We start from the raw sequence: 13,097 nt of genomic DNA, 5'->3' as shown, positions 1-13,097 counted from the left end.
GTTTAACATAGATTATAGCAGCAGCGTTATAAAAAACGATTCAAAAACAAGAAAAATGCATCAGAAATATTTTACCTTTTAGGGGGAATCAAAATGGGAAAAATCACATTTCTTGGAGCAGGAAGCACAGTTTTTGCGAAAAATGTACTAGGAGACTGTATGCTAACACCGAGTTTGCAGGGATTTGAATTTGCTTTATATGATATTGATTTAGAGCGTCTAAGAGATTCAGAAAATATGCTAAATAATCTAAAAGACAGCATAAACAGCACAGTCCGGGTGAGAGCATATACAAATAGAAAGGAAGCACTGCGAGACGCTAAATATGTCATTAACGCTATTCAAGTCGGCGGCTACGATCCTTGTACAATTACAGATTTTGAAATTCCAAAACGATACGGCCTTCGTCAGACGATCGCTGATACAGTCGGAATCGGCGGCATTTTCCGAAACCTTCGCACCATTCCGGTGATGCTTGATTTTGCCCGTGACATGCAGGAGGTTTGTCCTGACGCTTGGTTTTTAAATTACACCAATCCAATGGCTGCGTTAACAGGGGCCATGCTTCGCTACGGCGGTATCAAAACAGTTGGGCTGTGCCATAGTGTGCAAGTATGCGTTCCTCATCTATTTAAAGCACTTAACATGCCGCTTGATAACATCCAGTGGAAAATCGCAGGTATTAATCATATGGCATGGCTGCTTGAAATTACGCGCAACGGTGAGGATTTATATCCGGAAATTAAGCGCCGCGCTTTAGAAAAACAAAAGACGAAGCATGATGATATGGTTCGTTTCGAGCTTATGCAACGATTTGGCTATTACGTTACAGAATCGTCCGAGCATAACGCTGAGTACCATCCGTATTTCATTAAAAGCAAGTATCCAGAGCTTATCGACCGCTTCAATATCCCATTGGATGAATATCCGCGCCGCTGCGTGAAGCAAATCGAGGATTGGAAAACAATGCGCGAGGAGCTCGTTCATAACAAAAACTTAACGCATGCGCGCACACATGAATATGCATCTTACATTTTAGATGCGATGGAGACGGATGTACCGTTTAAAATTGGCGGCAACGTCTTAAATACAGGCGGACTCATCAGCAATCTTCCTGAAAAAGCAGTCGTAGAGGTGCCTTGTCTTGTGGACCGCAGCGGCATCACTCCTACATATGTCGGCGAGCTTCCAGAGCAATTAGCTGCTTTGAACCGTACAAACATCAATACACAGCTGCTCACGATTGAAGCTGCCATCACTGGTAAAAAGGAACACATTTACCATGCGGCGATGCTTGACCCGCATACAGCAGCTGAGCTATCCATAGATGATATTGTTTCACTATGTGACGATTTGATTGAGGCTCATGGTGAGTGGCTGCCATCCTTTAAGCATAATTATATTCAAGTATAATAAACTAAAATACTCACAACAAATATTAAACTCAACGACTTTACACAAAGCCTGCACTAAGTTTTATAGTTTATGCAGGTTTTTTCATTAAACTTGCTTATATCCCTCTCTCCTTCTTCAAGTTTGACCAAGAGAAATGTTCTTAAAATTTATACTTAAAAAAATATTGACATAATATTTTTCTCTTGATAATCTTTATTTCAGACAAAAGCACAAAAATTGATGACGAGAAGAGTAAGATTTGCTTCTGTTCTACAGAGAACCGGCGTGAGCTGAGAACCGGTGTTCAGAGCATATCCGAAAATCATCTCCGAGATGCACAGCCAAAACACTAGGAGTAGGCTGTGACGGGCTGTCCTCCGTTACAATGGAACGCGTATGATTGTACGTGGATCGAGAGCCGCAGCATGCTGTTTCGCCGCGGAAGTAGGGTGGTATCGCGAGCAAGCTCGTCCCTATATACGGGACGGGCTTTTTGAGTTGTTCAACACGAGAAAGGAGTTCATCTATGAAAAAGAAAGACCTTTTGCTTATTGGGCTAATGTTATTTTCCATGTTTTTCGGAGCGGGAAACCTAATGTTCCCTCCGCTGCTAGGAGCTGAGGCTGGTACATCCCTTTGGCTGGCCATGACCGGCTTTATCGTAACTGCGGTTGGTTTGCCTTTGTTTGTACTGGTCGCAATTTCACTTGTAAAAGGAGGAGCACAGGCACTCGGCAATCGGGTTCATCCTCGCTTCGGCTCTGCTTTTACTGTAATTGTGTACTTATCCATCGGACCATTTCTGGCAATTCCGCGCAATGCAAATGTTGCGTATGAAATGGGCTTCAAGCCGTTTATCGACGGCTCATCGCTTACGTTATTTATCTTTACAGTTATTTTCTTCGCTCTCGTCTATGTAGTCAGCCTAAATCCATCCAAAATGGTAGACTATATGGGTAAATGGATTACACCTGTCCTGCTTTTGGCAATGGCTGTGCTATGCGCAGCTGCCTTTATGCAGCTGCATGAGCCGCTTCAAGCGCCAAAGGCAAAATATGAAGCTGCTCCGTTCTTTACAGGCTTTATTGATGGTTATTCTACGATGGATGCGCTGGCTTCTCTTGCATTTGGTATCGTTATTTTGACAGCATTGCAGCAACGCGGCATTACAGATTCCCAAAAGCTAACACGCTATACAGCAAAAGCAGGTTTGATTGCCGGTGTTGCTTTAGCAGCTGTTTATATCGCGCTCGGCCTGCTAGGTGCAAGGATGGCTTCGCAAGGTTCGTTTGAGAATGGAACAACCGTTCTTTCCAGTGCAGCAAGCCTGCTGTTCGGACAAGGAGGCAATATGCTGCTTGGTTTTATCTTTACGTTAGCGTGCTTTACAACATGCGTTGGCCTAACCACTGCATGCGGACAATATTTCGCAAAGCTCATGCCAAAGGTAGGCTATAAAACAATGGCATTGACGGTTACACTCGTAAGCTTGGGCCTTGCGAATCTAGGCTTAAATCAAATTCTTACAGTTTCGGTACCGTTTCTTGTAATGGCGTATCCATTAACCATTGTGCTCGTAGCTCTTGCCTTTTTGCACCGTTTCTTTAACGGCTCGCGAGCAGTATACACTGGCTCTATGCTGTTTACAGGAGTCTTTTCGCTATACGACGGACTTAAAATGTTTGGGCTAGAGTCAGCACTTCTAAATAGCATAATGAATTCACTTCCGTTCTCTTCGTTTGGATTAGGCTGGGTTGTTCCAGCGATTGTCGGGGCTATTATCGGGGTCATCATCAGCCGTTTTGTCCCACGGCCGCCCGCACATAAAAATGATCAATATGCATCTTAAGATAAAAGGTCTTGCCGATGAATCGGCAAGACCTTTTATCTTTTCAATTGAAATAAAATGAGAAAATCTCCATAGCCTTCACGCTCCAGATCTTCTTTTCGGATAAAACGCAGGGCTGCGGAATTCACCTCGTAGCAAGATGGAAAACGGCGGCCTAGATAAGAGCCCGCTTCTCTGCTTCGAACTTCCACCCCATCGCTGCCAAGCTGCTCCATTACGCTCGCAAACATAACAGGTTTTCTAAAAACAGGTCGGCCCGAGCCGATATCGATCTTATCCTTAGAACTAAACAACGGTTCTCCGGAGACAATATCCACATATAGTCCCTCTAAGTCACAATTCCAATACTCATTTTGAAACGGCGGCTCCGTGCCCTTCTCTTGTGTGACATAATATTGCATCGCCGTTAGCTTTTCCTGTAAATAAGACGTATCCTTAGGGCCAATGCTTCTTAATGAAGGCATCACGTCCCGAGCCTTGCCGATACATTTTATAGCGGAACGGGTTTTTCTTATGATAATCCTGATGATATTCCTCTGCCGGGTAGAAGGTAGAAGCCGGTAAAATAGCAGTCACAATCGGTTTTTGAAAACGACCGCTTTCCGCCAAGGCGCGCTTGGACGCTTCCGCTTGCTGTCTCTGCTCCTCTGTATGATAAAAAATGGCAGTTTGGTATGATTGCCCGCGGTCATAAAATTGCCCGCCCGGATCCGTCGGGTCAATTTGCTGCCAGTACAGTTCAAGCAGCCTTTCATACGGCATACGGCTCGGGTCGAACGTAATTTGCACGGCCTCGTAATGTCCAGTCGTTTCCGAGCATACCTCTTTATATGTCGGATTTTCTGTATGTCCTCCTGTATATCCTGATACAATACCAAGCACGCCATCCATCTCTTCAAACGGCGTGACCATGCACCAAAAACAGCCGCCAGCAAAGGTTGCCAGCTGCGCATTTGTATTTCCATTCATTCCTTTCACCTCATTATGAAAAATATGGTACTGCTGTGATTATATCATGTTTATTTATTTTTCTAATATAAATGAAGCTGCTACAGCAGATTAGCTTCTTATCAATGAACGTACTATTGTGTTAGACGAATTATGCTGCTGATCAAAAAGAAATCCCCCTTTCCGCTTGACATTGGACAAGGATTTACGGCATAATATTCTAAAAATTAAAATACAAAAAGCATTGAAAGGGACTAGTAAATACCCCTTCTTTCGATAGAGAGTGGAATCCGCAGGCTGGAAGATTCCTCGAGAAGAAGCTATTGAACCTGCCCTGGAGCTTTCGGTGATAAACTGAACGTTCGCCTGCGTTACAGGTGTTGAGCGGATATGCTTTATGCATATCAAAAAAGGTGGTACCGCGGAATCATGACCCTTCCGTCCTTTTTATAAAGGATGGAAGGGTCTTTTTATATTGGAGGGAAAAACGTGAAAAAGCAACGTATTGTCGTGAAAATCGGAAGCAGCTCGCTTACGTCTGACGGCGGCGGTATTTGTATGGAAAAGCTAACGGATCATGTAGGCGCTTTAGCAAAGCTGAAGCAAGCCGGGCATGATGTCGTACTTATCTCCTCTGGTGCAGTGGCTGCCGGATTTACAGAGCTTGGCTATCCGTCGCGTCCCGTAACAATTACCGGAAAGCAGGCGGCAGCTGCAGTCGGACAAGGTCTTTTGATGCAGGCTTATACGGAAGCCTTTCGAGAGCATCGCATCGTAGCTGCACAGCTTTTGTTAACGCGAGGCGACTTTTCAAGAAAAGAGCAATACAGTAATGCCTTTGCTACCTTGTCAGAGCTGCTTGACCGCTCCGTGCTCCCGATTATTAACGAAAATGATTCTGTTTCTATCGAAGAATTAACATTTGGAGACAACGATATGCTATCGGCTCTCGTAAGCGGGCTCGTTCAGGCAGACATGCTTATTATTCTTACAGATATTAATGGGCTATATGACAAAAATCCGCGTCAGGATGCATCCGCTAAGAAATACTCCTTTCTTCCTGCCATTACAGATGAAATCGCTGCATTTGCGGGTTCCGCCGGTTCTAAGGTTGGCACCGGCGGCATGAAATCGAAAATTGATGCGGCAAGAACTGCCTTATCGCTTGGCGTCAGCGTCTTTATCGGAACGGGATCGGGTGCGGAGAAGCTAACAGACATTTTAGAAGGAAAAGGCGACGGCACATATATTGGCAATGCACCGCAGCGTCTTTTGAAAAATAAGAAGCAATGGATTGCGCTTCACTCATTCGTAAGCGGGCAAATTGTTGTAGATCCGGGTGCAGCGGCAGCTATCCTTCAGCAAGGGAAAAGTTTGTTGCCGGCAGGCGTTACATCGGTGCGCGGCAGCTTTCATGCAGGTGAAGTTGTTGAGGTCATAAATGAAAAGGGAGTCGTAATCGGAAAAGGACAAATCAACTACGATGCACCTGAACTAGAGCGAATAAAAGGAAAGCAAAGCAACGAACTCGCATATAAGCATTATGAGGTCATTCATCGAGACAATTGGGTGACTATCTAGAAATGCGGACACAGCCCGATTTGCTCCCGCAGGTGAAGATTCTTCACCTGAAGAAAATAGGCTGCAGGAGCTAGATAACACCCAATTCTCATCAATCAATACTTATCCTAGCTAAATTAGAAAAGGGGGATTTATCAATGAGTGAATTATTGACGAAAGCAAAACTGGCAAAGCAAGCAGCAAGTGAGCTTGTTACAAAGTCAACAGAGCAGAAAAATGCAGCTTTAGCCGCAATCGGAAAACAGCTTGTAGAAGAGATGGACTATCTGCTTGCGGAAAACAAGAAGGATATAGAAGATGCGAAGGCAAAGGGAACGTCTACGTCTTTAATCGACCGCCTTACCTTAAATGAAGCGCGCATCCATGATATGGCCGATGCGATGACACAGCTTGTTGAGCTGCCAGATCCTGTTGGAGAGCGCCTAGAAGCATGGGAGCGTCCAAATGGCTTACAAATCGAAAAGGTGCGCGTTCCGCTCGGTGTTGTCGGCATGATTTATGAAGCACGTCCAAACGTAACAGTTGATGCTGCAACGCTTTGTCTAAAAACAGGAAATGCGGTTATTTTGCGCGGCAGCTCCTCAGCAGCTCACTCTAACAAAGCTCTTGTACGTGTCATTCATCATGCTTTAGAGCGTACTGACATCCCTGTGGATGCTGTTCAACTGATTGAAGATACGAGCCGTGAAACTGCTTCTCAGCTATTTACATTAAATGATTATTTAGACGTGCTAATCCCGCGCGGCGGCAAACAGCTCATCCAAACTGTTGTAGCGCAATCGTCTGTTCCTGTATTAGAAACTGGCGCTGGCAACTGCCACGTCTTTATCGATCAATCAGCCGATGAGCAAATGGCAATTGATATCGTTGTAAATGCGAAGGCACAACGTCCTTCCGTCTGCAACTCCATTGAAACAGTTCTCGTTCATGAAGCTTGGGCAAGCCATCATCTAGCTAAGCTTACAGCGGCTTTGCAGGAAAAAGGTGTTGAACTTCGCGGCGACGAAGCAGCGCGTCAGCTCATTCCTACCTTGCATGCTGCAACAGAAGAGGATTGGGAAACAGAATACAATGATTTAATTCTAGCCATCAAAATTGTCGCTAATACAGAAGAAGCTATTGCCCATATTAATCAATATGGTACAAAGCATTCAGAAGCAATTGTAACAAGTAACGATGAGAACATTGCAAAATTCTTTACATCCGTTGATGCAGCAGCCTTATATCACAATGCTTCTACTCGATTCACAGACGGCTTTGAATTCGGCTTCGGCGCTGAAATTGGCATTAGTACACAAAAGCTGCACGCGCGTGGACCAATGGGGCTTCCTGCTCTTACATCTACCAAATACATTGTGCGCGGAACTGGCCAAATCCGCCAATAAGATAATTCCTATCTCCCTAAAATGTATAAGGGAGCTTCATAAAGCACAACGAAAGTGGGATGTTTTATCCCACTTTTCCTATATACTCCCTAGTTTCATTCTGTAACAGAAAACAAAAATTCTCTTTCCGCTACCATCCCATCCTCATACACACGCTCTGTAAAATGAATTTCCTTCTCTTTCCGAAGCAGTACCGCAGATGATCTTGTCCCGTAGCTCGGTGTTTGAATAAACAATGGCGACAGCTTTCGCTCCCAATCAAGCGAAACACCTGTACTCGGAAGCTCTTCATCTGGCGCTGGCTCTGCCTGCTGCAATGATGCAAATAGACAACCATAAAGATTGTCCGCTGCTTCTAAGCATTGTTTCAATCCCTCCTTCCCCTTTCGAACCTTCGGCCACGGAGTGTCAAGCAGATGATTGCTTAACCCATACAATCCAGGAGCCAGCAGCTTAATTTCATTTTCCACGTTAGAGTAGTAATATAATGACTGCATATCTCCGGCGATTAGATTATAGCCCGGATATGCATCACGTTGCCGCTGCATCTGCAGCATATAGTACTCTGGCGAGTCCTGTCCCGTTAAAAACCGACTAACAACCTCGCCGCGGGAGCGTTTATGCTCTGTGCTTTCCGCCGGATTTCGATAGTTTGTAAGCGCGGCAAAGCGCCCCTGCTTCGTAATCCCCATCCAAGTCCCCATTTTCTCTAAATCCCGGCCTGCGAGCACATTCGGGGCATCATTCCAAAAATGTGCGGGAGCCGTCGGTCTATTATAAAATTCATCCCGATTGGCCGCTACAATAAGGTCGATATTACCTAGTTTGTAAGCAAAATTAATTAAGCACATGTTCGGCACCTTCTTTCCAGAGCATTGATTTTTTCACTATATCATACTTGTTTTTCTTGCTGCTCAACGAAACCCCCCCTTGTTTTTATGCATACGATAAGGTATCACTTTGTAAGGAGTATAACCGTATGGCAACATTAAATGAGGAATCTTTAAATCTGCTACGAAAAAAATCGTTTCCGGACGATGAAATACAGTTTGTTATTCTTGGTGACAGCCATATAAACTCTTATGGTTGGAACGGTCATACAAAACAGTATGACCTAGACGAAAACGGAGAACGCTACAAAAGAATTTTGCAGCATATTGTCAAAAACCATGCTTCCTCCGCAGCTTTTGTCATTCACGGCGGGGACACCATTGGCGACGGTGTGATTAAAGGCATTAGCAAACTAAAACAAAAGGAAGCCAACCTGCAAGCCTTTGTAGATGTTACAAAAGATATATTATTTCCGAAAGAGCTTCCGATTTTCGTCACAATTGGCAATCATGATTTCGTGCTTGAAGAGGATGAACTGTCTCCTCGACTATTTGAGGAGTATATTGGGCCTGTTAAGGGAGAAATACTGATCCCAGGTTCAAATGTAGCTTACATTTATCTTCCAACATACTTTTCAGGCTTAAAGGGTACACCTTATTTTTACGATGAGGACCTAGAATGGATGAAGCGAAAGCTTATTACACATTCGTCTGACCATTACTTAATTGACTTTCACGCCGACTTACGTGTAGGAACTTTTAAACAAAAGAAAGATGATGACCATTACGTTTTATCAGCTGATGAAACAAAAGCATTTTTTCAGCATATAAGCACGAATGTACAAGGCATCATCAATCATCATCGTCATTTTTCATATGAGCATACCGCTTCATTTCGAGCATTAAGCGTCACGCACCGGATTCCTTATCTTGTTACCGGGTGCGGCGGCAATGATACGAGCCGCCACAGCAGTCCAAATTATTTCATCGGTACAATCAGCGAACTGCACACATCACAGCCATCCCTTGTCTTTACTCCAGTCACAGTGCCGGGACTGTGGAGTTAAAAGGCCGCCTTCTTGGCGGCTTTTTTCTTACTCACATAAGAAGATCTATGTCGAATTCTCACTCTGCTCCTAACCGGAACTTACTTATCTGTCTCCCTTTGTATACTTTGCTTTAGAACATCACGAATTTCTGTTAACAGCTCTTCCTCTTTACTTAGCTTCGGTACCTCCTGCTGCTCCTCTATTTCCTCTTTCCTCTTTAATTTGTTGAAAAAGCGAATAAAAAGAAAAATAGAAAACGCAACAATTCCAAAATCAATAATCGTTTGCAGAAAGCTGCCGTATTTCACAACCGCTTTGCCGACTTGAATTTGTAAATGTGCAACATTAATACCGCCGAGCAGCAATCCTACGAGCGGTGTAATAATATCTGTTACCAAGGAGGTGACGATTTTCCCGAATGCAGCGCCGATAATAACCCCGACAGCAAGATCCATAACATTTCCTTTGAACGCAAATTTCTTAAACTCCTGCCACATGCCTCCTAGCTCCTTTCTTAATTCTCTCAGTTTCCTCATTGTACCATCTTTCTCACAGACAAAAAAAGAGAGACGAATCCATCTCTCTTGTGCCGCTATTGCGCTTTTCGGTCATCCGGCAGCAGCCATGACACAACCCCGAGAAGAGGCAGGAAGCTGCAAAACATCATAGTAAACGTTAAACCGTACATATCGGCCAGCTTTCCAAGTACAACTGCACCGAGTGCACCCATACCGAATGCAAGACCGACAATTAAACCGGACGCCATGCCTACTTTTCCAGGCATAAGCTCCTGTGTGTACACTACAATCACACTAAAGTTGCTGAATAAAATAAATCCAAGAACTGCAAACAACGGCGCTACCCACACGAGCGGAATGTGCGGCAGCAACAAAGCAAGCGGCGCGGAACCCAGCATGGAAAACAAGATAAGATTTCGCTTTCCAAAACGATCGGATAACGGCCCTCCAAAAAACGTTCCCGCCACTCCGGCAATCATAAAGATAAATACATAATATTGTGCAGCCTGGATGGACAGGCCATAATGCTCAATCAGATAAAACTGATAAAAGTTACCGATGCCGGCGTTATACCAGGATCGCGCAAATGTTAAGAAAATGAGGAATACAACCGCAAACTTTACTTTCCTGCTCAGCTTGCCTTCCGCATTTCCAGCCGCCGCACGCTTCTTCACGCGCATCGTACCGCTCGTTAGCTCTGTACGATACCATTTGGATACGTACCAAAGCAGCAATACACCGATTGCTGCCGAAATCGTAAACCAAGCAGCACCGTGCTGACCAAGCGGGACAAAAATTAAAGCGGTGAAAATCGGTGCAAGTGCATTTCCGGTATTACCGCCAACCTGATAAATTGATTGTGCCAATCCTCGTTTTGTTCCCGCAGCCATAAAGGCAACACGCGCTCCTTCCGGATGAAACACAGCTGAGCCAAGGCCGATAAATAAAACAGAAAGAAGTACGAAATAAAAGTTGGGTGCAAAGGCTATGCCAATCATACCGAGCATACTTGACAGCATTCCAAGCGGAAGCAGAAACGGTGAGGGCTTCTTATCCGTATATAACCCAAATACAGGCTGCATAATCGAAGACGTCATATTCAAAGCGAACGCAATCCAGCCAACCTGCGTATATGATAGATTCATAGACCGTTCCAAAATCGGAAATATAGCCGGCACGACAGCTTGCATAGAATCATTCATCAAATGACCTAAGCTAATAGCAAAAATAATGCGGTAAATCGTCGGTGTGTTTAAAGTGCTTTGTTTAGGCGCTGCTGCTTGCAAGGTATTTTCTCCTCTCCAGCAAATGGACGATTAACTCTAGAGTCCATTTTTACAAGTTTTTAGATACAGTCTATTGTATACCCATCTTCTTCTATTTTCCAGTTACTTACCTGTAATCTTTATAACTATTCACTTACTTAAATGATAAGAAAACATAGCCTGGGTACGTATCGAAGTTCATCTAATTTGAACGTTCTAAATAAAGCACCTGCAGCTTGCAATATACGAATACTTTGCACAAGCATGAGCATGTGCGCCGTCTCCGTAAATACAGGTCGTATCAGACTTCAAAGATACATCCTTTACCCCTTCCCTTTCCATTGTATCTCGAACTTTGCCAGTTTTAGTCGTTTTTCTTGCCCAAGCATGAGCACGTGCGCCTGCTGTAAGGAAATTTCTTGAAACTGCACGAAATCTCCAGGCTTCAGTTGAGCCAGTATTGGAATATCGACACTCGCCGCGTATCCAATGTTCGGATACCCGCCAGTCGTTTGGCAATCTGCCATCAGTACAATCGGATTTCCTTCTGGCGGCACTTGAATCGTTCCGATTGATACGGCCTCAGAAAACAGTTCAGCAGCCCTTTGCAGTTCAAGCTTCACTCCTTCTAACCGATATCCCATTCGATCTGAGTTTGTTGTAACGCGAAACGAACATGAGAAAAACTCCTCTTGTGCTCGCCCTGTAAAGCATTCAAACTGTGGACCGCGAATGATGCGAACGATCGATTGCGTCGAATACACAGGTCGCAATTTTGAGGAGATTCCCCACCTTGCCGCCGAGAATCCCCTTTTTGCTCGTCCAGACAACTGCCCTGCTAAACGGCAGGCAAGCTTTGAAGCCTTTCCAATTAAAAGTCGATCTCCCTCTTTTACATTACGCCCTTCCAAGCCTCCAAATTCCCCTCGTATATACGTACTCCTGCTTCCCATCACCTCTGGAACATCAATACCGCCCGCAACTGCAATGTACGATCGGCATCCAAGCTTTGAAGCCCCAAACTGCAGAATGCTGCCCGACTTTACAAGCACGGAACGCCATAGCGGAACTGCATATCCCTCTATATGAGGGGATAAATCGCCGCCGCATATAGAAATCAATGCATCCTCTTCAAACAAAAGCTTTGGACCGACTAGCGTTACCTCAAGCGCAGCAGCAGTTTCTTCGTTGCCCACCAGCATATTGCCGATTCTAAGAGCTGCCGTATCCATCGCGCCGCCCACAACAACTCCTTGCTTTCGGTATCCGTATCTTCCTAAATCCTGCACACTCGTACACAACCCTGGACGTAGTACCTGTATTGTCACTCTGTTCGCCTCCCCCAAGCTTCATATTCTTCTCGCATAATAGGCTGAAAGTGCACGATATCTCCTGCCTGCAGCAGGCTTGGTTGGTCCCTGAGAGGATTAAATAGCCGCAGCGGCGTGCGGCCGATAATTTGCCAGCCTCCTGGACTTTCCATTGGATAAATACCCGTTTGCTTTCCTCCAATCCCGACACTCCCTGCCGAGATAACGAGACGAGGAGAAGAACGGCGCGGCACTGCAAGTCTCTCGGACATCCCTCCTAAGTATGGAAAACCAGGTGCAAATCCGATCATATAAACTGTATAGCTTCGCCCTGAATGAAGTGCAATGACTTCTTCAGGAGGAATTCCCGTAAAATCGGCCACTTCCTGTAAATCAGGACCAAACTCCCCTCCATAACAGACAGGAATGGTAATAACTCTCGGTTCTCCTGTAGCTATGTAAGAATTGGCCATAGCCTGCTCCAATGCGGCGCGAATTTGTTCATAAGGCAGGGCTTTCTGCCCCAAGCATGATAGCTGAATAGGATCATAAAACACAGTTACTGTTGTAAAACCGGGAACCAGCTCTGTCATCCCCGGAAGCGGATGCTCCTCTAAGTATTTGACAAGTCCCCTCACCTTGTTATGTACTTCTATATCAGCCGATCTCCCGAGCTGCACCGTAATAGCTGTATCGCCTAATGGATAAAACCGAATCTCACCCATACACCTGCTCCTTTCACTTGAAATGCACAAGAAATTACTCTATCTCCTATTCCAACGAGCTTCTCTATACGTTTCCCTGTACTTACATCATATTGTACCGCAGCCTCCCGCTCCGTCTCCATAGCTTTTATTACATAACGCTCCCTCCCAAAAGAACTGCAAAAATTTAGAAAATCCACTTGTGAAGCTTTATATTTTGGGGATAATATCCAAATGAATCTACTGTCCGGCTTACGAACATA

10 protein-coding genes, 1 pseudogene and 2 other annotated features are annotated in these 13,097 nt (G+C 44.8%); of the genes and pseudogenes, 5 read left to right on the top strand and 6 right to left on the bottom strand.

Annotation, left to right across the window (positions count from 1 at the left end; genetic code table 11):
• Positions 1-93 precede the first annotated feature (93 nt).
• Together AC6HZ4_RS06490 and brnQ are read left to right on the top strand one after the other, a co-directional pair.
• Complete coding sequence (locus AC6HZ4_RS06490) at positions 94-1,413, top strand: alpha-glucosidase/alpha-galactosidase (RefSeq protein WP_497494171.1); 1,320 nt, start codon at positions 94-96, stop codon at positions 1,411-1,413.
• A gap of 213 nt (positions 1,414-1,626) precedes the next feature.
• Positions 1,627-1,873: a binding site (T-box leader), on the top strand.
• Positions 1,874-1,921: 48 nt separating this feature from the next.
• Positions 1,922-3,244: a branched-chain amino acid transport system II carrier protein gene (brnQ, locus tag AC6HZ4_RS06485; protein WP_497494170.1), complete on the top strand. Its 1,323-nt coding sequence runs from the start codon at positions 1,922-1,924 to the stop codon at positions 3,242-3,244.
• A gap of 35 nt (positions 3,245-3,279) precedes the next feature.
• Here brnQ and msrA read toward each other — a convergent pair.
• Positions 3,280-4,213 (bottom strand): annotated as a pseudogene (msrA, locus tag AC6HZ4_RS06480) (peptide-methionine (S)-S-oxide reductase MsrA).
• Positions 4,214-4,427: 214 nt separating this feature from the next.
• Positions 4,428-4,641 (top strand) — a binding site (T-box leader).
• A 40-nt stretch (positions 4,642-4,681) separates the two neighbouring features.
• On the opposite strand from msrA, the gene proB reads away from it, so the two are divergent.
• Both proB and AC6HZ4_RS06470 read left to right on the top strand, forming a co-directional pair.
• On the top strand, positions 4,682-5,773 hold the full coding sequence (gene proB / locus AC6HZ4_RS06475; protein ID WP_497494168.1) for a glutamate 5-kinase: 1,092 nt from the start codon (positions 4,682-4,684) through the stop codon (positions 5,771-5,773).
• A 137-nt stretch (positions 5,774-5,910) separates the two neighbouring features.
• Positions 5,911-7,158: a glutamate-5-semialdehyde dehydrogenase gene (locus AC6HZ4_RS06470; protein ID WP_497494166.1), complete on the top strand. Its 1,248-nt coding sequence runs from the start codon at positions 5,911-5,913 to the stop codon at positions 7,156-7,158.
• 95 nt (positions 7,159-7,253) lie between these two features.
• On the opposite strand, the gene AC6HZ4_RS06465 is transcribed toward AC6HZ4_RS06470, so the two are convergent.
• Positions 7,254-8,009: an NRDE family protein gene (locus tag AC6HZ4_RS06465; RefSeq protein ID WP_497494165.1), complete on the bottom strand. Its 756-nt coding sequence runs from the start codon at positions 8,007-8,009 to the stop codon at positions 7,254-7,256.
• A 128-nt stretch (positions 8,010-8,137) separates the two neighbouring features.
• Here AC6HZ4_RS06465 and AC6HZ4_RS06460 point away from each other — a divergent pair, with 128 nt between their 5' ends.
• Positions 8,138-9,055: a metallophosphoesterase gene (locus AC6HZ4_RS06460; protein WP_497494164.1), complete on the top strand. Its 918-nt coding sequence runs from the start codon at positions 8,138-8,140 to the stop codon at positions 9,053-9,055.
• Positions 9,056-9,135: 80 nt separating this feature from the next.
• Here the strand turns inward: AC6HZ4_RS06460 and mscL are convergent, their stop codons facing one another.
• The 4 genes from mscL to pxpB all read right to left on the bottom strand — a co-directional run bounded on the left by mscL (position 9,136) and on the right by pxpB (position 12,855).
• Complete coding sequence (gene mscL, locus AC6HZ4_RS06455; protein WP_497494163.1) at positions 9,136-9,534, bottom strand: large conductance mechanosensitive channel protein MscL; 399 nt, start codon at positions 9,532-9,534, stop codon at positions 9,136-9,138.
• A 95-nt stretch (positions 9,535-9,629) separates the two neighbouring features.
• On the bottom strand, positions 9,630-10,841 hold the full coding sequence (locus AC6HZ4_RS06450; RefSeq protein WP_497494162.1) for an MFS transporter: 1,212 nt from the start codon (positions 10,839-10,841) through the stop codon (positions 9,630-9,632).
• Positions 10,842-11,143: 302 nt separating this feature from the next.
• Entirely contained in the window at positions 11,144-12,148 is a 1,005-nt protein-coding gene (locus AC6HZ4_RS06445) for a 5-oxoprolinase subunit C family protein (RefSeq protein WP_497494161.1), read from the bottom strand.
• The gene (gene pxpB / locus AC6HZ4_RS06440; protein WP_497494160.1) at positions 12,145-12,855 is read right to left on the bottom strand and encodes a 5-oxoprolinase subunit PxpB; all 711 of its coding nucleotides are present in this window, start codon (positions 12,853-12,855) and stop codon (positions 12,145-12,147) included. The genes AC6HZ4_RS06445 and pxpB overlap by 4 nt, the downstream gene beginning before the upstream one ends.
• Positions 12,856-13,097: the final 242 nt, after the last annotated feature.

The sequence above is a fragment of the Ectobacillus sp. OTK genome, assembly GCF_059698935.1.
The sequence above is the reverse complement of the archived record's forward strand: the minus strand, read 5'-3'. Positions and strand labels throughout refer to the sequence as shown.